We start from the raw sequence: 24,962 nt of genomic DNA on the forward strand, positions 1-24,962 counted from the left end.
GGCCCTAGCGCGGGCGTATGCTCTGCGACAACAGTTCCTGGCGGTGATGGCGCTGGAAGCCTTCCATCAGGGTGCCCGAGCGGCTGGCTTTTTCCAGCAGTTCGCGCAGGGCCGCCTGGTCATCCGCCGTCAGCGACTTGCGCGACAGGTAGACGCCGCTCATGCCCCACGGCAATTCCGGCAAGGCTTCCAGGCGCAGGCGGTCGGCCAGGCCGTACACGCGCGCATCGTTTTGCGCCACGCCGGCGAGGATGGTGGGACTCATGATGGTGGCGTCGATGAAGCCGCTTTGCATCAGGCGCGCCACGGACAGCGCGTCGACTTCGTAGAACAGGCGGCCCTGGCTGCTCAGCTCCTTGGCCAGCGCCTGGTAGGACACGCCATAGTCGTAGCCGCGCACGAGCGCCACGCGCAAGTCGCGCCGCTCGATCAGTTCCTGCATGGTGTTGATGGGCGTGCGCGTGCCTTGCAGCGAGATCAGCAGAGGCCGGCTGCCCATCAGGGGGATGAACAGGCCGTGCTGGTCGCGCCGCGGCGTGCTGCTGGCCGGTATCAGCATATCGGCCTTGCCCGCCTCGAACATCGCCTCCAGGCGCGCGCGGGGCACGGCCGTGAAGATGAAATTACAGCCGAGCTTGGCGCCCATGCTGCGCAGCAAGTCGGGGTAGATGCCGCCGATGGCGGCGCCATTGACCACCACGCTGGCGCCGATGGCCGAGACGGGCACCTGGATGTCGCGCGAGCATTGCGCGCCCGCCAGGGCCGGCAGCGCCAGCGCCAGCATGGCCATGGTCCGGCGCCAGGCGCTGGAATAAAAGTCAGTCATACCCATCCTTGCTCACCATCGAATCGCGGGCGTCGGCAACGTCCGCTTGATTATCCCATTCTCGCCTATCTATTTCTTAAATGCAATATTATCCCGCCGACTACTTTGTGGTGGAAACCACAAGTCTGGCCAGCCGCTGCGCCTGGAAGTAGCGCCAGGCCACCACGATGCCCAGGGTTTGCATGATGGCGCACAGATAGAAGGTGCTGCCGATGCGCCAGTCCTGTGCTGGCAAGTGGCTCACCTCGCCGAGAATCATGCTGCCGAGCAAAGGCATGATGATGATGCCCAGGCTGCTGATCGATTGCAGGGAGCCCATCAGTTCGCCCTGTTCGCCGGCGTTCGATGATTTCGAGATGATGCCTTGCAGTGCTGGGCCGGCGGCAAAGGCCAGCAGGTTGCACAGGATCAACGCATACATCATCCAGCCTTGCGTGGCCAGGCCGTACAGCAGGTAGGTGAGGGCGCCAGACGCCATGCCCAGCAAGGACAAACGCACTTCACCGAAACGCTTGATGAGGATGCCCAGCAAGCCCGCCTGCACGACGGCCGCGCACAGGCCCACGCAGAACATGGCGATGCCGTTCTGGCGCGGCGTCCAGTCGAAGCGGAAATGCGTGTACAGCACCCAGGTGGTGTTGAGCATCATTTGTGCAAACGTCATCAGGCCGAAGGCCAGCACCAGGCCGCGGATCTCCACGCGGCGCACCAGTTTTATCAGGGCGGCGAACGGATTGATGCGCGCCAAAGTAAAGGGCGCGCGGGGACCGGGCCGCAGCGATTCGGGCACGCAGAAATAGCCATAGATGAAATTGGCCGCCGACAGGCCGGCCGCCACGTAAAACGGCAGGCGCAGGTTGATCTCGCCCAGCAGGCCGCCCAGCATGGGGCCGCAGATGAAGCCCAGACCGAAGGCGGCGCCGATCTTGCCGAAGCTCTTGGCGCGGTTATCGTGCGTGGAAATATCGGAGGCGTAGGCGGACGCGACCGACATGCTGGCCGACGAGACGCCGCCGATGATGCGGCCGATGAACAGGCATGCCAGGTTCGGCGCCCAGCCCGTGGCGAGGAAATTGATGCCCATGCCGGCCATCGAGTACAGCAGCACGGGACGGCGTCCCACGCGGTCGCTGATGGCGCCCAGCATGGGCATGAAGATGAACTGCAGCAAGCCGAAGACGGCCGCCATGATGCCGTACCAGAACGCCTGCGCATCCTTGCCGTCGACAAAGTCGCCGATCAGGATGGGCAGTACGGGTACCACCAGGCCGATGCCCAGCATGTCGATGAAGACGCAGACGAGGATGAAATTGAGGTTGCCGGCGCGCGCGGGCGCGTCGTTGGACGGGGAATGGCCGTCGGGGCTGGTTTTATCGGACATGCATGCTTTCGGCGCGTTGGCAAAGCGCCAGCGCGCTGCAGTTTTCTGCTGGCGCGGCGCAATAGCTGAGGCTTGCATTATAGACAGCGTGGACCAGACTGGCTATCGCCACCCATGTCAGAGCGCAACTCCCCATTCGTCGGCAAAGGCGGCGCGGAAATCCGTCAGCACGGCCAGGCGCCGTTCAGCCAGCGCGCGGCCGGCCGCCGTCTGCATCTTGCCGGGCAGCTTGTCGAGCTTGGTGACGATATGGTCGAGCGCATACGCCTTGTCGTCGAGTTCGCGATGCCGGGCCAGCGGATCCGTGCCGTGCGCCAGCGCGCTATCCATGCGCGCCGCCGTATAGAACAGGCGCGCCAGTCCGACGGCGCCCAGCGCGTCGATGCGGTCGGCATCCTGCACGATCTGCGCTTCGAGCGTGTGCGGCGTTAAGTTGGCGGAAAAACTGTGCGTTTCGATGGCGTGGGCCACGCCAGCCAATTTTTCTGCCGGGAAGTCCAGTTCGGCCAACTGGCGGCAAGCGAGGGTGGCTGCCTGGCGCGAGGCCAGGTGGCGCTCGGGGTGGTTTTTCGGCAGGTTGACGAGGTCGTGCAGATAGCAGGCGGCCATCACGGTGAGGGCGTCGGCCTGCGCATGCTCCTGCAGCAGGACGCTGGCGTTGCGCCAGACGCGGTGCAGGTGGTTGATGTCGTGGGCGCCGTCATCGCCCAGGCCGGCCGCGGCCAGCGCCAGCAGGCGTGGCTGCCATTGAGAAAGCAAAGAATCCATGGTTCAAAGTCATAAAAAGCAGGGGCCGCCAGTGTGGCATAAAACGCCGCCCCGTGCGGCGGGGAGCGTGACGCTGCGGCGTGCCGTATTCGCCACATAAATTGCATTTTTGAAAAGCCAAAATCAGACGGCCGCTCTTTTTTAGTGCATGTAAAATTTACATGGGGTAACATTGCCGCACGGAAATTAGAAGCATAAGCTAATTGCGAGAAAGTATTTGCAAAAACATAGCAGTGGCGGCCATTCCATCGTGCATGGCGCGTCACGTCCAAGGTTGCGCGCAGCGTGCCTTGGTCTGCGCCCCAGGCGAGTTAACGAAAGGATCATCATGAACACCAATTCCAGCGACACTGGCGCCACCGTTGCCAAGGCTGCCGAATACCTGGCCTTTACCCTGGGCCAGGAAGAGTATGGCATCGACATCCAGAAAGTCAGCGAAATCCGCAGCTATGAAACGCCGACCCGCATCGCCAACGCCCCCGAGTTCGTCAAGGGCGTGGTCAACCTGCGCGGCATCATCGTGCCGATCGTCGACATGCGCATCAAGTTCAACCTGGGCACGCCCAGCTACGACCAGTTTACCGTCGTCATCATCCTCAATATCGGCAACCGCGTCGTCGGCATGGTCGTCGACCGCGTCTCCGACGTCACCACCCTGATGCCGGAACAGATCAAGCCGGCGCCTGACATGGGCCGTTCGATCAATACGGAATATGTGATCGGCCTGGGCACCATCGACGAACGCATGCTGATCCTGGTCGATATCGACCAGCTGATGTCCAGCGCCGACATGGGCTTGATCGAGAAGCTTGCTGCCTAAGTTCTTGCTGAAGGTCATTTAGATCAAGTTTGTCGGAAACAATTGACCCCAAGCATTGTTTGCTTTTTCTGCAAGGTGCACGCTAGCACCTTTCCTGGCGCACGGTTCAGCCGAACCGTGCGCCAGTTTCACTTTCGTTTCACTTTTTACGCCAATTCGCGACAGCGGCCAGCCAGCGCCCGCCCATGAGCGAGATCGTCAGCTTGTCTCAGGTTGACGGCAGGGCTTTTTAGGATAGTCACATGAATGTATTACGCAACGTCAGCATCGGTGTCCGCCTCGGACTCGGTTTTGCCGTGATTTTGCTGTTTTCCATGCTCATTACGGGCATCAGCGTCTGGCGCCTGCACGACGTGGCCAGCGCCACGCGCGTCATGATGGAGCAGCCGCTGGCGAAGGAACGCTATATTTCCGACTGGTATGGCCGCATCGACAGCGCCGTACGCCGCACCATCGCCATTGCCCGCAGCAGCGATACTTCGCTCAGTGGCTATTTCGCCGAAGAATCGAAAGTCTCGTCGGCCAGCTCGGCCGAACTGCAAAAGAAGATCGAGGCGCTGATCGACAAGCCGGAAGAAAAAGCCATGTTCGCGGGCTTGCTGGAACAGCGCAAGGTGTATATCGGTTCGCGCGACCAGGTCTACAAGCTCAAGGGTGAAGCGCAGGTCGATGCCGCCAATGACGTGTTTGAAAAGACCTTCGTGCCGGCCGCCGCCAAATACCAGAAGATGGTGCAGGAATTGCTGGAACACCAGCGCGCCAGCATCGATACGACGGCGCGCGAGATCGACGCCGTGGCCAATACCAGCCGCAACCTGATGCTGGTGCTGGCCGTGCTGGCGCTGGCTTTTGGCGTCGTCTGCGCCTGGGTCTTGACGATGGGCATCGTGCGCCCCCTGCGCACGGCCGTGGACATCGCCCGCAAGGTGGCCGATGGCGACTTGACGGCGCAGATCGACGCCAGCGCCAAGGATGAAACGGGGCAACTGCTGTTGGCCCTGAAGGACATGAACACGAGCCTGCTCAACATCGTCGGCGAAGTGCGCAGCGGCACGGACAGCATCGCGACCTCGTCGACGCAGATTGCCGCCGGCAACCAGGACCTGTCTTCTCGCACGGAAGAGCAGGCCGGTTCCCTGGAGGAAACAGCCTCGTCGATGGAAGAGCTGACCAGCACCGTGAAGCAGAATGCGGACAATGCGCGCCAGGCGAACCAGCTGGCGGCCTCGGCCGCGCAAGTGGCCGTCAAGGGCGGCGAAGTCGTGGCGCAGGTGGTGGGCACGATGGAATCGATCAACGCCTCGTCGAACAAGATCGTCGACATCATCAGCGTGATCGACGGCATCGCCTTCCAGACGAACATCCTGGCCCTGAATGCGGCCGTGGAAGCGGCCCGTGCCGGTGAGCAGGGCCGCGGCTTTGCCGTCGTGGCGTCCGAAGTGCGCAACCTGGCCCAGCGTTCGGCCAGCGCCGCGAAAGAGATCAAGACGCTGATCGGTGCTTCCGTGGAGCAAGTCAACGCGGGCAGCATGCTGGTGGCGCAAGCCGGCTCGACCATGAACGACATCGTCGACAGCGTGCAGCGCGTGAGCGACATCATCACGGAAATCACGGCAGCGAGCAGCGAGCAAAGCGTGGGCATCGACGAGATCAACCGCGCCATCGGCCAGATGGATGCCGTGACGCAGCAGAATGCGGCGCTGGTGGAAGAGTCGGCGGCGGCGGCCGAATCGATGCAGCACCAGGCGCATAACCTGGCGCAAGTCGTCAGCGTCTTTAAACTGCATGGCCACAGCGGTGCGAACGGTGTAACACACGCGCTGAAACGCCCGGCCGTACCGCAAACCGCCTTGCGCATCGGCACACGCTGATGCCGTCGTGGCCGCCTCGTGCGGCCGCTTTCTGCTGTCCCCCTTTTATATAGTCTGGTTCCGCTTTTTTAGGATATTCACATGAATTTGTTAAGAAACGTCAGTATTGGTGTGCGCCTCGGCCTGGGTTTTGCCGTGATTTTGCTGTTTTCCATGCTCATCACGGGCATCAGCGTGTGGCGCTTGCACGACGTGGCCACGGCCACGCGCACCATGATGGAGCTGCCGCTGGCGAAGGAACGCTATATTTCCGACTGGTATTCCAAGATCGACAGCGGCGTGCGCCGCACCACGGCCATCGCGCGCAGCAGCGACACGACCTTGGGCGCGTATTTTGCGGAAGAGGCGAAACAGTCGTCCGTCGTCTCGGGCGAACTGCAAAAGAAAATCGAAGCCTTGATTTCCAGCCCGGAAGAAAAGGAACTGTTCCGCCTGGTGAGCGAACAGCGCAAGGTTTACCTCGATTCACGCGCGCAAGTGTCGAAGCTGAAGGCGGATGGACATGAAGCGGAAGCGGAACAGGCGTTCCAGGGTATCTTCGTGCCCGGTTCGACGAAATACCTGAAAGTGGTCAACGACATGCTGCAGCACCAGCGCGCCAGCATCGATACGACGGCGCGCGAGATCGACACCGTCGCCAATACCAGCCGCAACTTGTTGCTGACCCTGGCTGTGCTGGCGCTGGGCTTTGGCGTCGTCTGCGCCTGGCTGTTGACGATGGGCATCGTACGTCCCCTGCGCACGGCCGTGGACATCGCCCGCAAGGTGGCCGATGGCGACTTGACGGCGCAGATCGACGCCAGCGCCAAGGATGAAACGGGGCAACTGCTGTTGGCCCTGAAGGACATGAACACGAGCCTGCTCAACATCGTCGGCGAAGTGCGCAGCGGCACGGACAGCATCGCGACCTCGTCGACGGAAATTGCCGCCGGCAACCAGGACCTGTCTTCCCGCACGGAAGAGCAGGCCGGTTCCCTGGAGGAAACAGCCTCGTCGATGGAAGAGCTGACCAGCACCGTGAAACAGAATGCGGACAATGCGCGCCAGGCGAACCAGTTGGCGGCTTCGGCCGCGCAAGTGGCCGTCAAGGGCGGCGAAGTCGTGGCACAGGTGGTGGGCACGATGGAATCGATCAACGCCTCGTCGAACAAGATCGTCGACATCATCAGCGTGATCGACGGCATCGCCTTCCAGACGAACATTCTGGCCCTGAATGCGGCCGTGGAAGCGGCCCGTGCCGGCGAGCAGGGCCGCGGCTTTGCCGTCGTGGCGTCCGAAGTGCGCAACCTGGCCCAGCGCTCGGCCAGCGCCGCGAAAGAGATCAAGACGCTGATCGGTGCTTCCGTGGAGCAAGTCAACGCGGGCAGCATGCTGGTGGCGCAAGCCGGCTCGACCATGAACGACATCGTCGACAGCGTGCAGCGCGTGAGCGACATCATCACGGAAATCACGGCAGCGAGCAGCGAGCAAAGCGTGGGCATCGACGAGATCAACCGCGCCATCGGCCAGATGGATGCCGTGACGCAACAGAATGCGGCGCTGGTGGAAGAGTCGGCGGCGGCGGCCGAATCGATGCAGCACCAGGCGCACAACCTGGCGCAAGTCGTCAGCGTGTTCAAGCTCAATGCCCAGCAGGCGAGTGTCAGCGGTTTGAAGGGCAAGCAACGTGCGGTGGCGAAAGAGCCGCAAGAAGCCTTGCGGATCGGCCGCGCCGCTTAATCTTTCTCCACCCAGCCGGCGATCGCCAGCTGCGACAGCCGGTCCGCCTCGCCATTGCGGTGGCGCGGCAGCCAGCGCAAGCTTACATCCGTGAATTGTTCCAGCAGGGCCACGACGGTGGCCCTCTGCGTTTCCAGCCCCTTGGCGCCCACGGGCGTCGTTCCCAGCACGTCATTGATCACCACCTGGCTGTCGCCGTACAGCAGCAACTGCTCGGGCAGCGGACGCACCTTGAGTGCCGCCTGCAGCACGGCCGTCAGGGCCGCATATTCCGCATCGCTGCTGCTGCCATAACCGGCCGCCTCGCTCACTTCGATGCGCTCGCCGTTCGGTCCCTGCAGCAGGGCGCCTATGCCCAGCTTGCCCGGGTTCGGGTGGGCGGAACCGTCGAACCAGCCGCGCCAGGCCAGCGGGCCGCCATGGTCCTGGCGGCTGAGCGCCAGCTGGGCGCGGCGCGCCTGCATCCTGGCTTCCTTGCGTTTTTTGCGTTCATTGCGCGCCGCTGCTTCCGGCGTCATGGCTTGATCAGCAAGGTGTCGATCAGGCTGGCTATCCAGCACGCCACCAGCACACAGACGGCCACCGTCATGGCGGGGCCGTCGTTGACCGAGAGCGCCTCCACTTTTTCCATGATCAGCTGCACGTCGAGGGGCAGGGCGCCGCTGTCGATCTGTGCCATAACCTGGTCCAATCGTGCCATGATCTGGCGCAATACGATCGCCAGCGCGACCAGGGCCGGCACGAGGAAGAGGCAGCCACGGGCCTTGCGTTGCAAGACAAAATGCCCGCTGCCGGGGAAGACGAGGGCCGACAGCAGCAGGGCGAGATGACGTTTGGAAAGGGAGGAGCCGCTCATGCGTGCCTTTTGTAGGGGAAAGAGCGGCTCATCATACTATTGCCAGCCGAATTTGCGCAGATACACGCGTTTCATGAACGTCGTCAGCACGGTGTAGCAGACGAGGATGCCCAGCAGCCATGGGAAATAGCTCAGTGGCAAGGCTTGCAGCTTGAAGTAGGTCGCCAGCGGCCCCATCGGCAGGAACACGCCCACGGCCATGATGGCGGTGGTCGCCACCAGCAGGGGCACGGACGCGATGCTGTCGATGAAGGGCAGCTTGGGCGTGCGGATCAGGTGCACGATCAGCGTCTGCGTCAGCAAGCCGACGACGAACCAGCCGGATTGGAACAGGGTCTGCTGTTCCGGGGTATTCGCGCCGAACACATGCCACATCAGGATAAACGTGCTGATGTCGAAGATCGAGCTGATGGGCCCGAAGAAGACCATGAAGCGGCCGATGTCGCGCGGGTTCCAGCTCAGCGGTTGCTGGATCAGTTCGGCGTCGACATTGTCGAACGGGATGGCGATCTGCGACACGTCATACAGCAGGTTTTGCACCAGCAAGTGCAGCGGCAGCATGGGCAGGAACGGCAGAAAGGCGCTGGCCACCAGTACGGAAAACACATTGCCGAAGTTCGAACTGGCCGTCATGCGGATGTATTTGAGCATGTTGCTGAAGGTGCGCCGGCCTTCCAGCACGCCTTCCTCCAGCACCATCAGGCTTTTTTCCAGCAGGATGATGTCGGCCGCTTCCTTGGCGATATCGACGGCCGAATCGACGGAAATGCCGATGTCGGCCGCGCGCAGGGCGGGCGCGTCGTTGATGCCGTCGCCCATGAAGCCGACGATATGGCCATTGCCGCGCAGGGCGCGCACGAGGCGCTCCTTGTGCAGCGGGCTGAGCTTGGCAAACACCGTGTTGTCCTCGGCCGCCCTGGCCAGGGTGGCGTCATCCATGTCGTCCAGTTGCGGGCCTTGCAGCACGCCATGCACGGCCAGGCCCACTTCGCGGCAGATCTTCGCCGTCACCAGGTGGTTGTCTCCCGTCAATACTTTTACGGTGACGCCGTGTTCCGCCAGCGCGCGCAGGGCGGGCGCCGTCGATTCCTTCGGCGGATCGAGGAAGGCGACATAACCGATCAGGGTCAGCGCCGTTTCATCGGCCACACCGTACACGGTTTTATGCGGCGGCACTTCCTTGACGGCCACGGCCACCACTCTCAAGCCTTCCGCATTGAGGCCATGCGTGGTTTCCAATACCTTGTCCAGCAGGGCGGCGTCGAGCGGAATGTTGACGCCGCCCAGGCGCAGCTGGCTGCAGGCGGCGAGGATTTCCTCGACGGCGCCCTTGCAGATCAGCTCATGGTGGTCATTCTTTTCAGACACGACGACGGACATGCGGCGGCGCACGAAATCAAACGGGATTTCATCGACCTTGACGTAATCGCGGGCCAGCTGCATTTCCGTCTGCAACTCCACATGGTCAAGCACAGCGCGGTCGAGCAGGTTTTTCAGGCCCGTCTGGTAGTGGCTGTTCAGGTAGGCAAATTGCAGTACTTCATCGGACGGCTGGCCGAACACGTCCGTATGGCGCTCGAGCACGATCTTGTCCTGCGTCAATGTGCCCGTCTTGTCCGTGCACAGCACGTCCATGGCGCCGAAGTTCTGGATCGCATCCAGGCGCTTCACGACGACCTTCTTTTTCGACAGTTTCACGGCGCCCTTGGCCAGGGTGCTGGTGACGATCATGGGCAGCATTTCCGGCGTCAGGCCCACGGCCACGGACAGGGCAAACAGAAACGCTTCCATCCAGTCGCCCTTGGTCCAGCCATTGATCAGGAACACGAGCGGCGCCATCACGAGGGCGAAGCGGATCAGGAGCCAGCTGACGCTGTTCACGCCTGCCTCGAACGCCGTCGGCGTGCGCTCGGTGGCCGTCACGCGCGTGGCGATGGTGCCGAAATAGGTGCGGTTGCCCGTGGCCAAGACCAGCGCCGTGGCGGCGCCCGAAATCACATTCGTGCCCATGAACAACAGATTGGCCAGCTCCATCGGGTCTTTAACATGGGCATCGGCCAGTTCGGCCATCTTTTCCACCGGCAAGGATTCACCCGTCATGGCGGCCTGGCTGACGAACAGGTCTTTCGCGGACAGCAAACGGCAATCGGCAGGGATCATGTCGCCGGCCGACAGCACGATGATGTCGCCCTGCACCAGTTGGCGGATCGGCAGTTCGACCTGCTGGCCATTGCGCAGCACGGTGGCGGTATTGCTGACCATGGCTTTCAGGCATTCGGCAGCCCGGTTCGAGCGGCCTTCCTGCACGAAACGCAGCAGGGTCGACAAAATCACCATGGTGCCGATGACGATGGTCGCTTTCGGGTCTTCCGTCAGGTAGGACACGATGGCCAGCACGGTGAGCAGCAGGTTGAACGGATTCTTGTAGCACAGCCACAGGTGCTGGTACCAGGCCAGCGGTTTCTCATGCTCGACCTCGTTCGGCCCCGTTTGCGCGCCGATGACTTGTGCCTCGGCATCGCGCAAGCCTTCCAGGCGCGTGTGCAGGCGGTTCAGGGCGCTGTCCAGGTCTTCATGCGCGGCGGCCAGCAGCTGGCGCGCCAGGTGGTCGGGTACGGGCCGGGCCGTGCTGTTTTCCAGCGGCATGGCGCGGCGGCGGAAATGGCCGGCCGTATGGCGTTTGCGCAGGAACGATTCGAATAAGCGGGTGAAGAGATTCATGGCTCTTCCTTTCACGACGAGGTGTTGACGGGCGGCGCAGCCGCAGGCAAGACTTGCGTGCCGCCAGGACGCAATCGTGCTGGCGGGCAATCCGGGTCAGTAGCCGGTCGCGATCGGGAAGAGGGGGAGAGGCGCGCAGCCGGACTGGCCGCGCGAGACACCGCACCTTGCTCAGCAAGGCACGGAGGAAACGGAATTCCGCGTTGCTTGCTGTTTAGCTGCCGAGGCAATCGCCGATACAAGATCGGCTACTGTCACTAGAACAAGTACCCACGTGGGACTCCGTAAATGAATAATGGGGGCATCTTATGCACGTGCTGCAAGAGTGTCAACTGAAGAAATCTTAGGTTTCCAAAGTGTAATGTGGTTGTTGTATCGGCCGCTGTCATGCCATCGCCAGCGAATCGGACAATATCTGCCACAGGGCCGCATGGCGCTGCTGCAGCGCGGCGCCGCCAGCGTAGATCAGCTCCACGTGCAGGCTGTCGACGATGCCCAGGTAGGCTTGCGCGTACAGGTCGACGCGTTGCGGCGGCAGCGCGGGCGCCAATCGGCCCAGGCTGGCCACGTAGTGCCGCTGCAATTGCGCCAGCAAGGCTTCGTAACCCGTGCCCACTTCCACGCGCAGGGGCGCGGGCGGCAGATACGCGGTGCGCAGCAGAAAGCGCAAGTGGGCCGAATCGGCATAGCGCTGCGCCATGCGGTCGCAGTACAGCGAGCCGGCCTGCTGGCCGCCCGGTGCCGCCAGCGTAGCCTCGTCGGTGAAGCAAGCGTCCATGAAGGCTTGCTCTTCGGCCAGCGCGTCGGCAAACACGTCCAGAAACAGGGCGTCCTTGCCGGCGAAGTGGGAGTACAGCGAGGCCTTGCGCATGCCCGCCTGCGCGGCGATATCGTTGAGGGAGGAGGCGTCGTAGCCGTGTTCGGAAAAGTGCACGACGGCGACGGCGCAGATGTTATCGGCCGAGGCCGAGCGTTTCTTCATATGAGGGTAGTAGTTGGGTGAAGCGTCAGTGCGCTCCCAGGCTGGTGGCGTGTGCCGGATGGCTGCGCGCAGTGGCCAGGGTCAGCCATGATACCAGCAGGCCGGCCACGGTCAAGAACAGCAGCCAGGGCAGCGGCCCCCGTTCGGACAGGCCGGCCGCCAGCGGCGTGGCCAGCGACGATAAGCTCATCTGGATGGCGCCCAGCAGGGCGGCCGTGGAACCGAGCGCGCGCTGCTGCGAGCCCATGGCCATGGCCATCAGCGCCGCTTCCGCCATGCCCAGGCCAAACAGGGCCACGAACATGCCGGGGACGACGACCATGATTCCCCCTCCGGCCCAGGCGCCGAGCAGGGCCAGCCCCGCGCCGGCCAGCATGGCGGCGCTGCCCGCCACGCTCAAGCGCGCCACGCCATGGCGGCTTACCAGGCGCCCGCTGGCCATCGCACCCAGCAGCACGGCCACGCCCGTCGCGCCGAACACGAGGCCGAAGCTGCTGGCGGACAGGCCGAAATCGCGCTGGTACACGAGCGAGGCGCCGCCGATGTAGGCAAACAGGAAAAAGAACGCGGCGGACAGGGCCAGCGCGGGCAGCAGGAAGGCGCGGTCGAGCGCGATGCGCGCATACGTGCGGTGCATGCCTTGCGGCGCAATGCGGCGTGCAGGCGGCAAGGTTTCCGGCAGGACCAAGGCGCTATTGAGCAGGGTCAAGGCGCCCAACGCGGCCAGGGCCAGCATCACGGCACGCCAACCGTAGTGCGCGTCGAGCAAGCCGCCCACGGCGGGCGCCAGCACGGGCGCCAGGCCCACGATGGTCATCAGGAGGGCGAACAGCTGCGCCGCTTTGACCCCATCGGCCACGTCGCGCACCATGCTCATCACCACGACCAGGGTCAGCGCCGCGCCCAGGCCTTGCACCGTGCGCGCCAGCAGCAGGGTGGTCAATTGCTCCGCCTGCGACGCCCATACGGCGGCAGCGATATAGACGGCGATGCCGGCCAGCAATGGACGGCGCCGGCCCAGCATGTCCGTCAGCGGCCCGCACAGCAGCTGCCCGCCGCCCAGGGCCAGCAGGAAAACAGTCAAACTCAGCTGCACGTTCGCATACGAGGTGTGCAGCTCGCGCGCCATGGCCGGCATCGAGGCCAGGTACATGTCGATGCCGGCCGGACCGAGCACGGCCACCAGGGCCAGGGAAGCCGCCAGCCCGAGACCGGCGGCGGGGAGAGTGGTTTGCTGCTGCATTGCGATTCCTTCATCTATCAAAAAAACGGGGCATGGACACTGCCGTCTTTTTTATTGTACACTCACTTCCTACCGGTAGGTAGTTTGCTCGATCAATGAAAAGGATGAGAACGATGAGAGAAGAAACTATGAGGGGAGAGTCGGCATGACGGAAGTGGGCATTTCACTCAGCTGCGTGGCTGCGGCGCTGTTGTTTGCCGCCTGGAGTTCGCACCGCAGCCGCTGCGAGCGGCGCGACGTCGTGTTGCTGACGATACTGGGCACGGTGCTGGTGCTGCCTGGTGCCGCCTTGCTGGCGCTGCCGGTTGCGTAGGTCGGATTAGCGCAGCGTAATCCGACGTCACCACGCACGCCAACCATGTTCTCGGATTACGGCCCTCCGGGCCTAATCCGACCTACGATGAAAAAAGGCAGGCCGCGCGGCCTGCCTTCCTGTCGTCGCTACGCCCGCGGAAGCGGGCGCTTGGCGTTTACTCTTCTTCGTACGAACTGATGGGGGCGCAGCCGCAGAACAGGTTGCGGTCGCCGTACACGTTGTCGGCGCGGCCGACCGGTGGCCAGTATTTGCGCTGGCGCAAGGAGGCGACGGGGTAGGCCGCGATTTCACGGCTGTACTTGCGTTCCCAGTTGTCCGACATCAATACCTGTGCCGTGTGCGGCGCGTTCTTCAACGGGTTGTCGTCGTGGTCGAATTCGCCGCTGGCGACCTTGGCGATTTCCGCACGGATGGCGATCATGGCGTCGATGAAGCGGTCGATCTCCACTTTCGATTCGCTTTCCGTCGGCTCGATCATCAGGGTGCCCGGCACGGGGAAGCTCATGGTCGGCGCATGGAAACCGAAGTCCATCAAACGCTTGGCCACGTCTTCGTTGCTGATGCCGGTGGCGTCCGTGATCGGGCGCAGGTCCAGGATGCACTCGTGCGCGACCAGGCCGTCGTGGCCCGAGTACAGCACGGGGTAGTGCGGCGCCAGGCGACGCGCGATGTAGTTCGCCGCCAGGATCGCCGTCTCGGTGGCGGCCGTCAAGCCTTCCGCGCCCATCATCGCGATGTACATCCACGAAATCGGCAGGATGCTGGCCGAGCCGAATGGCGCGGCGCTGACGGCGCCGATGCCCGCCACGTCGCGCTGGTAGCCCGAGGAACGCTGGTTCGGCAGGAATTTCGCCAGGTGGGCGCCCACGCCGATCGGGCCGACGCCTGGTCCGCCGCCGCCGTGCGGGATGCAGAAGGTCTTGTGCAGGTTCAGGTGCGACACGTCGCCGCCGAACGAGCCGGGAGCGGCCACGCCGACCAGCGCATTCATGTTGGCGCCGTCGATGTAGACCTGGCCGCCGTGCGAGTGGATGATCTCGCACAGTTCCTGGATGCCTTCTTCAAACACGCCGTGGGTGGATGGATAGGTGACCATCACGCAGGCCAGGTTGGCGCTGTGCTTTTCCGCTTTCGCCTTCAGGTCGGCCAGGTCCACGTTGCCGTTGGCGTCGCAGCTGGTGACGACGACCTGCATGCCGACCATGTTGGCCGATGCGGGGTTGGTGCCGTGCGCCGACGATGGAATCAGGCAGATGTTGCGGTGGCCTTCGCCGCGCGACTCGTGGTAGGCCTTGATCACCAGCAGGCCCGCGTATTCGCCCTGCGAGCCGGCGTTCGGCTGCAGCGAGACGGCTGCGTAGCCCGTCAGCGCGCACAGCATTTCTTCCAGCTGCGCGATCATTTCGCGGTAGCCGACCGTTTGCGCGTCCGGCGCGAACGGGTGGATGTTCGAGAACTCGGGCCAGGTGACGGGAATCATTTCGCTCGTCGCGTTCAGCTTCATGGTGCACGAACCGAGCGGGATCATGGTGCGGTCCAGCGCGAGGTCCTTGTCGGCCAGGCTGCGCAGGTAGCGCAGCATTTCGTGTTCCGAGTGGTAGCTGTTGAAGACGGGGTGCGTCAGGTAGGCGCTCTCGCGCGCCAGCTGCGCCGGCAGCGCGCTGGTGACAGTTGCTTCGACGGCGTCCAGGTCAGGCGCGGCAGGCGCGTTGGCCAGGCCGTGCGCGAACACCTTCCACAGCAGCGCGATGTCGTCGCGCGTGGTGGTTTCGTCGAGCGACACGCCGACATGGGTGTTGTCGATCTTGCGCAGGTTGACGCCGTGGTGCATGGCCGTCGCGTGCAGCTGCGCCGCATCGGCGACGTTGATCGTCAATGTGTCGAAATAGCTCGCGTTGACGACGCCATAGCCGAGGGTCTTCAGGTTCGCCGCCAGCACGCCCGTAAAGCGGTGCACGCGCTGGGCGATCTGCAGCAGGCCGGCAGGGCCGTGGTAGACGGCGTACATCGAGGCCATCACGGCCAGCAGCACTTGCGCCGTGCAGATATTCGACGTCGCTTTTTCGCGGCGGATGTGCTGTTCGCGCGTTTGCAGGGCCAGGCGGTAGGCCTTGTTGCCTTGCGCATCGACGGTCACGCCCACCAGGCGGCCCGACATATTGCGCTTGAATTCATCGCGCGTGGACAGATAGCCTGCGTGCGGGCCGCCGAAACCGAGCGGCACGCCGAAGCGCTGGCTGTTGCCGACGACGACGTCGGCGCCCCATTCGCCAGGAGGCGTGAGCATGGTCAGGGCCAGCAGGTCGGCCGCGACGATGACCATGGCGCCATTCGCGTGCAGTTTTTCCACGCCGGCGCGGTAGTCGCGCACGACACCGTTCACGCCAGGGTATTGCAGCAGCACGCCGAAGCAGGCGTCCAGCGACTCGATTTCCGCCGGGTCGAAGGTACGCACTTCGATGCCGATCGGCTGGGCGCGCGTCTGCACCACTTCCAGCGTTTGCGGCAGCACGTCATTGGCGACGTACAGCACGTTTGACTTCGACTTGCCCACGCGCTGGATCAGGGTCATCGCCTCGGCGGCGGCCGTGCCTTCGTCCAGCATCGAGGCGTTCGAGATGCCCATGCCGGTCAAATCCGTGATCACTTGCTGGAAGTTCAAAATCGCTTCCAGGCGGCCTTGCGAAATCTCTGGCTGGTAAGGCGTGTACGCCGTGTACCAGGCCGGGTTTTCAAAGATGTTGCGCAACACGACGCCAGGGGTGAACGTGTTGTAGTAACCCTGGCCGATCAGGGATTTCAGTACCTGGTTCTTGCCGGCGATGGCTTTCAGGCGCGACAGGGCTTCCTGTTCCGGCATCGGCTGCGAGTACGCGCCCAGGGGCAGGGCGCCCTTGTTGCGGATGTTGGCCGGTACCAGGGCGTCGATCAGCGCGGCGCGCGATGGATAGCCGAGGGTCGCCAGCATGGCTTGCTGTTCGGTGGCGGAAGGGCCGATGTGGCGGGCGATGAAGGCATCGCGTGCTTCGAGTTGGGTCAGGCTGGTGCGGGTCATGATATAGAGGCCAAAAAAGACTGAAAAACCGGGAGGCGGCGCGCGGGCGCGGCGGCGGGGTATCGCTACAAAATTAAATGCAAACGGGCCGCAAACGCGGCCCGTGAGTCAAACGCGATTACGCGCCGGTGGTGGCGCCATAGGCGGCAGCGTCGAGCAAGCCGTCCAGGGCCGACACGTCGGCTGGCTTGATCTTGAACAGCCAGTTGGCGTAGGCGTCGGCATTGATCGACTCAGGCGAGTTGACCACGTCGTCGTTGACGGCCACGACTTCGCCGGCGATCGGCGCGTAGATGTCGCTCGCTGCCTTGACCGATTCCACCACGGCGGCGTCGTCGCCGGCGCCGTAGCTGTTGCCCACGGTTGGCAGTTCGACGAAGACGATGTCGCCCAGGGCGTCCTGCGCGTACTCGGTGATGCCGACGGTGATCGTGCCGTCGGCTTCAAGGCGTACCCATTCGTGGGAAGCGGTGTACTTCAGGTCTGCAGGAATGTTCATGTGTGGCTCCAGATGGTAAGTGTTCGTTATTGATTATGGTTGTACGGTCTTGCGGGCGGCTCTCATCGCTTACGCAGCCAGGATTTTACCGTTACGCACGAAAGGCAGCTTGACGACGGAAGCGGCCAGCTGCTTGCCGCGGATTTCCACGTGCACGGTGTCGCCCACGTTCACGCCGTTCGGCACGCGCGCGAGAGCAATGGCTTCCTGCATCGTCGGGCTGAAGGTGCCGCTGGTGATTTCGCCCGTGGCGTCGCTGCCGGCGATGATGACTTTTTGATGGGCGCGCAGCACGCCGCCTTTTTCGCGCAGGATCAGACCCACGAATTGCGCGTTCTGGCCCTTGGCCAGCAGGGCGGCCTTGCCGATGAAATCGCGTTCGCTGACCAGGTCGATGGTCCACGCCAGGCCTGCGTCGAGCGGATTGACGGTTTCATCCATGTCCTGGCCGTACAGGTTCATGCCTGCTTCCAGGCGCAGGGTGTCGCGCGCACCGAGGCCGGCCGGCTTGACGCCGGCGGCAGCCAGGGCGTTCCACAGCGCTTCCACCTGGGTGGCGGCCACGCCGATTTCAAAGCCGTCTTCGCCCGTGTAGCCGGTGCGCGCCAGCATGACTTCGCCGAAGGCCGTGTCCTTGACGATGACGACGTTGAACGGCTTGATGGCCTCGGAAGCGGCTTGCGTTTCCGGCAGCACTTGCCACACCTTGGCGCGCGCGTTCGGGCCTTGCACGGCCACCAGGGCCATCGGGTTGTTGGCATTGCGGCGTTCGGTAATCGTCAGGCCGCTGTTGGTGGCTGTATTTTGCTGTTGCATCCAGGCCACGTCTTTTTCAGCCGTGCCCGCGTTGACGACGAGGCGGAACCAGTTTTCGTTGAAGAAGTAGACGATCAGGTCATCGATGACGGTGCCTTCGGCATTCAACATGCACGAGTACAGCGCCTTGCCCGACACTTGCAGCTTGTCGACGTTATTGGCCAGCAAGCCGCGCAGGAAGACGCGCACGTTCGGGCCTTCGATATCGACCACGCACATATGGGACACGTCGAACATGCCGGCGTCGCCGCGCACGGCGTTGTGCTCTTCGATTTGCGAGCCGTAGTTGACAGGCATGTCCCAGCCGCCGAAATCGACCATGCGGGCGCCGAGGGCACGGTGGGCGTTGTTGAGTGGGGTCGCTTTGAGCGTCATGGATTCCTCGGGACGAAGGTAAAGGGGGAAGTTAACAAAACATAGAATAGCCAAACACGGCTTTCCAGCGTGATCACTGACCCCCCTGTCCTTTGTACCTGAGAGATTACGGGGGCTTGCCCCGTGCGCCCCTTCGGTGGGCCGCCGGCATGTGCCGCGGCCGCTCTCCAGAGTTGAGCTAAAACGTGTCGCCAAAGCAACAGCTTCAGTCCGCCTGATCGGTCCTTTTGCCTGAGAGTTTTTGGGTAGTGCCCCTTCGGCGGCAACGCTGGATTGCCCTCTCCCGATCAAGTGGGAGGAATATATGCCAGCAGGGTGTTTCTGTCAATCTGAAAAGACGTTGCCAAATTGCAGCAAAAGTCCCAGTTTGCGGGGCTGGGAGGGGTGCTGGCCCGGTGCAAAAGGGCGCCCGGCCGCGCGGGAATGCGCTATGATGAAATCCTGGCTTTCTTGCGGGTGCCTGCCATGAACACTACACAAAGCGAGACGCAAAACAACACCGAGCAGCACGGTTACTTTACCCTCTCCGGCGACGTCAACAGCGACATGGTGCGGCGCGTCTTCAATGCCGCCGCCGACATGACGGAAGACAAGCTCACCACTGCGCACATCCTGATCCAGTCCAACGGCGGCTACGTCAGCGATGGCATCTGTCTGTACAACTTCCTCAGCAAGTTGCCGCTCGACATCATTACCTACAACGCGGGCGCCGTGGCGTCCATCGCCGTCACCCTGTTCTTGTCGGGACGGCACCGCCATGCCAGCGACACGGCCCGCTTCATGGTGCACAAATCGCATGCGACAGCCTCGCCTGGTTCGCGCCCCGATGCGCTGAGCATCATCGTCGAGGGCTTGCGCGCCGACGACATGCGCACCGAGCGCATCCTGCGCGGCCACGTCAACCTGACGGACGAGCAGTGGCAGGTGCATGCGTATTCCGACCTGCACCTGACGGCCGACCAGGCGCTGGAAGTGGGCATGGTCGAATCGATCCGCGACTTTGCGCCGTCCAAGGGCAAGCGCCTGACGAATATCTGAGGCGCCGCCGGTGGGGCATCCGCGAAAATATTTTCTTATGGCAATTTTCGAGGTGGAAATTGTAATGGAATGTAATTCTTGCCCGTAGTTGATGAAAACCCGGGTGCAAGCAGGGTCAGTCGTGGCATAGTGCACGCTGATCATGAAATAAGCGTAGGCACGATGACTTGGTGGAATGGGATTTCTTTTGCGGCCGACATGTCCGTGATGGGGCCGGCTGGCGTGGCGATCGCCCTGTGGCTGCTCGTGTCGCGGCAGTGGCGTCTGGTACTCAGCTGGAGCCTGTGGTACGGCGGCGGTCTGGCCCTCGTGGTGCTGTCGAAGCTGGCCTTCATGAGCTGGGGCGTGGGCAGCAGCACGCTCGACTTTACGGGTTTCAGCGGCCACGCCATGCGCGCCGGCGCCGTGTTTCCCGTCCTTATGTACGTGCTGCTGCAGCGGGCCGAACCGCGCTGGCGCCATGCCGGCGTGCTCGTCGGCGTGGCCTTTGCCGTGCTGGTGGCCATTTCCCGCGTGGCCGTGCATGCGCACAGCGTGTCGGAAGCCGTCAGCGGTTGCGTGCTGGGCCTGGCGTTGGCGCTGGGCTTCATGTGGAATGCCCGTGGCGCCGTCAATTTCGCCGTCAGCCATGCGCTGGCCCTGGCCAGCCTGGCGCTGATGGTGGTGCTGAGCTTCAAGGCCGAACCCATGCCGACCGAGCAATGGCTGCAAAAACTGGCCATGGTGCTGTCCGGCCATGAGCGCGTTTTTTCCCGCGCGGACTGGAAACTGGCGCAGGATGGCCGCCCGGCCCCCTGATCCGCTGCCAGCAGGCGCCTGGCGCTACGGTTTTTTGGCCAGAAAAGCATCAGGAAATGGTATGATGAACCACTTTTTTTTGCGGCGAGCGGCCAGGCTGCCGTCGCAATGGTGCATCTGAACTGAATATGAACCGGGTTCGCCGATAATTCAACCGCCAGCATAGGCCAGGAACTCTAAAACACGTGCGTCTCTCTTCCATCAAGTTGTCGGGATTTAAGTCTTTCGTCGATCCCACCAATTTTCAGGTGCCAGGCCAGCTCGTGGGCGTGGTCGGGCCGAATGGCTGCGGCAAGTCGAACATCATCGACGCCGTGCGCTGGGTGCTGGGCGAGTCGAAAGCGTCGGAATTGCGCGGCGAATCGATGCAGGACGTCATCTTCAACGGCTCGACCCACCGCAAGCCGGCCGGCCGCGCTTCAGTGGAACTGGTGTTCGACAATAACGACGGCAAGGCGTCCGGCCAGTGGGGCCAGTACGCCGAGATCGCCGTCAAGCGCACCTTGACGCGCGACGGCACGTCCACCTATTACATCAATGGCCAGCCCGTGCGCCGGCGCGACATCCAGGACATCTTCCTCGGCACGGGTCTCGGTCCGCGCGCCTACGCCATCATCGGCCAGGGCATGATTTCGCGCATCATCGAATCGCGCCCCGAAGAATTGCGCGTCTTCCTCGAGGAAGCGGCCGGTGTCTCCAAATACAAGGAGCGCCGCCGCGAGACGGAAAACCGCTTGCAGGACACGCGCGAAAACCTGCTGCGCGTGGAAGACATCTTGCGCGAACTCAATGCCAACCTGGAAAAGCTGGAAGCGCAGGCGGCCGTGGCTACGCGTTTCCACGCCTTGCAGGCGGACCAGGAAGAAAAACAGAAACTGTTGTGGCTGCTGCGCAAGAACGAGGCGCAAAACGAGCAGACGCGCTATTTCCGCGAAGTGGAACAGGCGCAGACGGACCTGGAAGAGCAGACGGCCAAGCTGCGCAATGTCGAGCTGACCCTGGAGCAGATGCGCCAGGCGCACTTTGCCGTGGGCGACCGCCTGCATACGGCGCAAGGCCATCTGTACCAGACGAATGCGGAAATCGGCAGCCTGGAAGCGCAGATCAAGTTCGTCATCGAATCGCGCGCCCGCCTGCAGGCCCAGCTGGCCACCTTGACGGCCCAGCGCGACCAGTGGACGCAGCAGGGCGGCGAATACCAGGAACAGATCGAAGAGGCGGAATTCCATCTCGAGGAACTGGCCGCGAAGGTGGAACAGTCGCAAATGATGGCCGAGCAGAAGGGCGAGCAATTGCCCGAGCTGGATGCCGCCTGGCGCGCCGCCCAGAACAAGAGCACGGAATCGCGCGCGCGGATCATGCAGGCCCAGCAGCAGCTGGAACTGGAATCGGCGCATCAGCGCAACGCCTCGAACATCCTGGCCAGCCTCTTGAGCCGCCGCGAGCGCCTGCAGCAGGAAAAGAACAGCCTGAGTTTGCCCGACAGCAGCCACCTGGAAAACCTGAAACTGCAGCTGGAAGAAAAACAGCAAACCCTGGAAGAGCAGGGCTTCTACCTGGAAGAAGCGCTGGAGCAGCAGCCCAAACTGGAACAGGAACGGGCCGAGGCCCAGGCGCAGGTCAATGCCGAGACGGCGGCCAACGCCCAGCTGGAAGCGCGTCTTTCCGCATTAAAACAATTGCAGGAACGGGTGCAGACGCAGGGCAAGGTCCAGCCGTGGCTGAAAAAGCACGAACTCGATACCTTGCCCCGTCTGTGGCAAAAGCTGCAGATCGAAGCGGGCTGGGAAGCGGCCATGGAGTCGATCTTGCGCGAGCGTACGTCGGCCCTGCAACTGTCGAATATCGATTGGGCCAAGGCCTTCTTTGCGGACGCGCCGCCGGCCAAGCTGGCCCTGTATGCGCCATCGACGGTGGCGCCGTTGCCGCTGCCGGACGTGCCAGGCCTGAAGCCGTTTTTGAACTTGCTGAAACTCAACGATCCCGGCTTGCGCGGCTTGCTGCAGGATTGGCTGTACAACGCCTACGCCGTGGAAGACGCGGCCGAGGCGCTGGCCGAACGGGCGAAATTGCCGCCGGGCGGCTATTTCGTCACGCGCGCGGGCCACGTGGTCACGGCCACCAGCGTGCGCTTCTATGCGGCCGATTCGGAGCAGGAAGGCATGTTGGGCCGCCAGCAGGAAATCGACAATATCGGCAAGCAGTTGCGCGCCCAGCAACTACTGGCCGAAGAGGCGCGCGCCCGTTCCGTGCGGGCCGACGCGGCCGTCGCCACCCTGACGCGCAACCTGTCCGACTTGCGCTTGCGCATACAGCAGCTCACTTCCTCCGTGCATACCCTGCAACTGGACGTGGTGAAACTGTCGGAAGTGGAAGCGCGCTTCAACCAGCGCAGCACGCAGATCGGCGCCGACCTGGCCGAGATCGCCGCGCAGGAAGCGGAGCAGCAGCAGATCAAGGCCGAATCGGAAGAGAAGTTCGAACAGCTGGACATGGAGCTGGGCAACTTGCAGGAAGCGCACGAAGACGGCCATACGGACTTCCTGCAAAAGGAACAGCGCCTGGCCGAGGCGCGCGAAGCCTTGCGCGACCTGGAGCGGGCCGCCAAGGATACGGAATACGCGGAAAAAGCCCATCGCGCGAAGATCGAGGAATTGCGCCGCAATATCGCCACGGCCAGTACGCAGGCCCAGCAAGTGACGGTCAGCTTGCAGGCGGGCGAACTGGAACTGGCCAACCTGGAAAGCGGCGCGGCCGCCGACGGCTTGCAGGACTTGCTCGAGCGCCGCACGACGCAGGAGAAGGCGCTGGCCGACGCGCGCCATGAACTCGATCAGATTACGCAGCAGCTGCGCCTGTCCGAAGATGCGCGCACGCAATCGGAACGCAGTCTGCAGCCGCAGCGCGACAAGATCATGGAAATGCAGCTCAAGGAACAGGCCGCGCGCCTGAATCAGGAGCAATTCGCCCAGCAATTGCTGGAGTCGGGCGCCGACGAGGCCGCCTTGACGGAAAAACTGCATCCGGACATGCGTCCATCGTATCTGCAGGGCGAAGTGACGCGCCTGACCAACGCCATCACGTCCCTGGGCGCCGTCAACCTGGCCGCGCTCGATGAACTGGCGCAGGCATCCGAGCGCAAGAATTTCCTCGACGCCCAGAATGCCGATCTGACGGAAGCGATCAACACGCTGGAAGACGCGATCCACAAGATCGACAAGGAAACGCGCGACTTGCTGCAAGACACGTTCGACAAGGTCAACCACCACTTTTCCGAGCTGTTCCCCATCCTGTTCGGCGGGGGACAGGCCAGGCTGACCATGACGGGCGACGAGATTCTCGATTCCGGTGTACAAGTCATGGCGCAGCCTCCCGGCAAGAAAAATGCCACCATCCACCTGTTGTCCGGTGGAGAGAAGGCGCTGACCGCGACCGCATTGGTGTTTTCCATGTTCCGCCTGAATCCGGCGCCGTTCTGCCTGCTCGACGAAGTCGATGCACCGCTGGACGATTCGAACACGGAACGCTTTTGCCGCATGGTCAAGCGCATGTCCGACCAGACCCAATTCCTTTTCATTTCGCATAACAAGATTGCGATGGAAATGGCCCATCAATTGATCGGTGTGACGATGCAGGAGCAGGGCGTATCGCGCATCGTGGCGGTGGACATGGAGTCCGCCGCAAATTTTGCAACCGAGGCACAAGCAGCATGACAGACCTTCAAATTACCTTGTTCGGCGCCGGCGGCGTCTTTATCGTCGGCGTTTTCTCGTACAACAAATGGCAGGAATACAAGGCCAAGAAAAGCGTGGAGCGGGCTTTTTCCACCGACCACGACGACGTGCTGATGCGCGACGGCGATGCGCCGGCAGTGGAGGCCCAGGAACCCGTCCTGCGCCAGGAACCGCGTTTTGATGCCGCGCCCGCCGCCAAGGCGGAACCATCGTTCGGCGCACCGCCGGCTAGCGCCGTGCCGGACGCGCCCGTCCATACGGAACCGTCGCTCGGCGATGCCGGCGTGGAAGCGCCTCCCGCCGCTGCCGCGCCGCTGCAGCAGGAAGTCAGCGCCGCCAGCGAGCAGGCGACCAGCCTGGTCGACCCGCTGATCGATTGCCTGCTGCCCCTGTCGCTGGAAGCGCCCGTGCGCGGCGACAAGATCCTGCCCGTGCTGCAAACCCTGCGCCTGGTGGGCAACAAGCCCGTCCACTTCATCGGTTTGCACGTGAATGGCGACTGGGAACCGATCACGCATGGCGGTGTCTACACCAAGATGCAGGGCGGCGTGCAGTTGGCCAGCCGCAGCACGGCCCTGAATGAACTCGAATACTCGGAACTGGTCACGCGCCTGCGCGGCGTCGCCGACGAGATCGGCGCCGAGCCGGAAGTGCCCGACATGATGGAAGTGATGGCCGAAGCGCGCAATCTGCACCGTTTCGTGGCCGGCCACGACGCCCAGCTGGGCGTCAACCTGCATACGAATGGCGCGCCATGGGCCATTTCCACCTTGCTGTTCGCGCTGGAAAAGCAGGGCTTCGACGTGCGTCCGGACGGCCGTTTCGTCATGCCCGACGGCGACGGCAGCTATCTGTTCTCGCTGTCGACGAATGTCACCCTGGCCGAGGAAACGACGTCCCGCCTGACCCTGCTGCTGGACGTGCCCTGCGTGGCGCCCGCGCGCGACGGTTTCGGCGCCATGGTCGCCTGCGCCAAGGCGCTGGTGGGCCGCCTCGATGCGACCATCGTCGACGATTACAACCAGGCCCTGTCGGACGCGGCGTTGGCCGAGATCGCTGGCCAGGTGCACGAGTTTTACCAGGAAATGGATGCGGCCGACATTCCGGCCGGTTCCACCCGCGCCCTGCGTTTATTTAGCTGAAG

19 protein-coding genes and 2 riboswitches are annotated in these 24,962 nt (G+C 63.2%); of the genes, 8 read left to right on the plus strand and 11 right to left on the minus strand.

Annotated features, from left to right (window positions below):
- Positions 1-4 precede the first annotated feature (4 nt).
- From AC0V2Y_RS13785 to AC0V2Y_RS13795, 3 genes are all read right to left on the minus strand, one after another.
- Positions 5-826: a substrate-binding periplasmic protein gene (locus tag AC0V2Y_RS13785; protein WP_475414265.1), complete on the minus strand. Its 822-nt coding sequence runs from the start codon at positions 824-826 to the stop codon at positions 5-7.
- Between the two features lie 100 nt (positions 827-926).
- A complete protein-coding gene (locus AC0V2Y_RS13790; protein ID WP_475414264.1) occupies positions 927-2,207 on the minus strand; it encodes a TCR/Tet family MFS transporter in 1,281 nt (426 codons plus the stop codon).
- Positions 2,208-2,324: 117 nt separating this feature from the next.
- On the minus strand, positions 2,325-2,975 hold the full coding sequence (locus tag AC0V2Y_RS13795; protein WP_475414263.1) for an HD domain-containing protein: 651 nt from the start codon (positions 2,973-2,975) through the stop codon (positions 2,325-2,327).
- 328 nt (positions 2,976-3,303) lie between these two features.
- On the opposite strand from AC0V2Y_RS13795, the gene AC0V2Y_RS13800 reads away from it, so the two are divergent.
- The 3 genes from AC0V2Y_RS13800 (at position 3,304) to AC0V2Y_RS13810 (ending at position 7,385) form a co-directional block, all read left to right on the plus strand.
- Positions 3,304-3,795: a chemotaxis protein CheW gene (locus AC0V2Y_RS13800; protein WP_034752308.1), complete on the plus strand. Its 492-nt coding sequence runs from the start codon at positions 3,304-3,306 to the stop codon at positions 3,793-3,795.
- A 242-nt stretch (positions 3,796-4,037) separates the two neighbouring features.
- Entirely contained in the window at positions 4,038-5,666 is a 1,629-nt protein-coding gene (locus AC0V2Y_RS13805; protein WP_475414262.1) for a methyl-accepting chemotaxis protein, read from the plus strand.
- 81 nt (positions 5,667-5,747) lie between these two features.
- Positions 5,748-7,385: a methyl-accepting chemotaxis protein gene (locus tag AC0V2Y_RS13810; RefSeq protein ID WP_475414261.1), complete on the plus strand. Its 1,638-nt coding sequence runs from the start codon at positions 5,748-5,750 to the stop codon at positions 7,383-7,385.
- Here the strand turns inward: AC0V2Y_RS13810 and AC0V2Y_RS13815 are convergent.
- The 5 genes from AC0V2Y_RS13815 to AC0V2Y_RS13835 form a co-directional block, all read right to left on the minus strand.
- A complete protein-coding gene (locus AC0V2Y_RS13815; protein WP_475414260.1) occupies positions 7,382-7,903 on the minus strand; it encodes a ribonuclease HI family protein in 522 nt (173 codons plus the stop codon). The two genes, AC0V2Y_RS13810 and AC0V2Y_RS13815, sit on opposite strands and share 4 nt — an antisense overlap.
- Entirely contained in the window at positions 7,900-8,241 is a 342-nt protein-coding gene (locus AC0V2Y_RS13820) for a hypothetical protein (RefSeq protein WP_475414259.1), read from the minus strand. The genes AC0V2Y_RS13815 and AC0V2Y_RS13820 overlap by 4 nt, the downstream gene beginning before the upstream one ends.
- A 36-nt stretch (positions 8,242-8,277) precedes the next feature.
- Positions 8,278-10,962 (minus strand): magnesium-translocating P-type ATPase, encoded by a 2,685-nt coding sequence (gene mgtA / locus AC0V2Y_RS13825; RefSeq protein WP_475414258.1) that lies wholly within the window; start codon positions 10,960-10,962, stop codon positions 8,278-8,280.
- A 385-nt stretch (positions 10,963-11,347) separates the two neighbouring features.
- Positions 11,348-11,944: a TetR/AcrR family transcriptional regulator gene (locus AC0V2Y_RS13830; protein ID WP_475414257.1), complete on the minus strand. Its 597-nt coding sequence runs from the start codon at positions 11,942-11,944 to the stop codon at positions 11,348-11,350.
- 25 nt (positions 11,945-11,969) lie between these two features.
- Complete coding sequence (locus tag AC0V2Y_RS13835; protein ID WP_475414256.1) at positions 11,970-13,187, minus strand: Bcr/CflA family efflux MFS transporter; 1,218 nt, start codon at positions 13,185-13,187, stop codon at positions 11,970-11,972.
- Positions 13,188-13,332: 145 nt separating this feature from the next.
- On the opposite strand from AC0V2Y_RS13835, the gene AC0V2Y_RS13840 reads away from it, so the two are divergent.
- Positions 13,333-13,500: a hypothetical protein gene (locus tag AC0V2Y_RS13840; RefSeq protein ID WP_475414255.1), complete on the plus strand. Its 168-nt coding sequence runs from the start codon at positions 13,333-13,335 to the stop codon at positions 13,498-13,500.
- 157 nt (positions 13,501-13,657) lie between these two features.
- On the opposite strand, the gene gcvP is transcribed toward AC0V2Y_RS13840, so the two are convergent.
- The 3 genes from gcvP to gcvT all read right to left on the minus strand — a co-directional run bounded on the left by gcvP (position 13,658) and on the right by gcvT (position 18,248).
- A complete protein-coding gene (gene gcvP / locus AC0V2Y_RS13845) occupies positions 13,658-16,558 on the minus strand; it encodes an aminomethyl-transferring glycine dehydrogenase (protein ID WP_475414254.1) in 2,901 nt (966 codons plus the stop codon).
- A gap of 118 nt (positions 16,559-16,676) precedes the next feature.
- On the minus strand, positions 16,677-17,057 hold the full coding sequence (gcvH, locus tag AC0V2Y_RS13850; RefSeq protein ID WP_475414253.1) for a glycine cleavage system protein GcvH: 381 nt from the start codon (positions 17,055-17,057) through the stop codon (positions 16,677-16,679).
- Between the two features lie 69 nt (positions 17,058-17,126).
- Positions 17,127-18,248 carry a glycine cleavage system aminomethyltransferase GcvT gene (gene gcvT / locus AC0V2Y_RS13855; RefSeq protein WP_475414252.1) on the minus strand — a complete coding sequence of 374 codons (1,122 nt, stop codon included), beginning with the start codon at positions 18,246-18,248 and terminating at the stop codon, positions 17,127-17,129.
- Positions 18,249-18,323: 75 nt separating this feature from the next.
- A riboswitch (glycine riboswitch) is annotated at positions 18,324-18,429 on the minus strand.
- A gap of 28 nt (positions 18,430-18,457) precedes the next feature.
- A riboswitch (glycine riboswitch) is annotated at positions 18,458-18,544 on the minus strand.
- Positions 18,545-18,713: 169 nt separating this feature from the next.
- Between gcvT and AC0V2Y_RS13860 the strand changes: the two genes are divergently transcribed.
- The 4 genes from AC0V2Y_RS13860 to AC0V2Y_RS13875 all read left to right on the plus strand — a co-directional run bounded on the left by AC0V2Y_RS13860 (position 18,714) and on the right by AC0V2Y_RS13875 (position 24,960).
- Positions 18,714-19,286: an ATP-dependent Clp protease proteolytic subunit gene (locus AC0V2Y_RS13860; protein ID WP_475414251.1), complete on the plus strand. Its 573-nt coding sequence runs from the start codon at positions 18,714-18,716 to the stop codon at positions 19,284-19,286.
- Between the two features lie 162 nt (positions 19,287-19,448).
- A complete protein-coding gene (locus AC0V2Y_RS13865) occupies positions 19,449-20,084 on the plus strand; it encodes a phosphatase PAP2 family protein (RefSeq protein ID WP_475414250.1) in 636 nt (211 codons plus the stop codon).
- Between the two features lie 185 nt (positions 20,085-20,269).
- Complete coding sequence (gene smc / locus AC0V2Y_RS13870) at positions 20,270-23,797, plus strand: chromosome segregation protein SMC (protein WP_475414249.1); 3,528 nt, start codon at positions 20,270-20,272, stop codon at positions 23,795-23,797.
- Positions 23,794-24,960: a cell division protein ZipA C-terminal FtsZ-binding domain-containing protein gene (locus AC0V2Y_RS13875; RefSeq protein WP_475414248.1), complete on the plus strand. Its 1,167-nt coding sequence runs from the start codon at positions 23,794-23,796 to the stop codon at positions 24,958-24,960. Before smc ends, AC0V2Y_RS13875 begins: the two co-directional genes overlap by 4 nt.
- Positions 24,961-24,962: the final 2 nt, after the last annotated feature.

It is taken from the genome of Janthinobacterium sp. BHSEK (assembly GCF_056174685.1).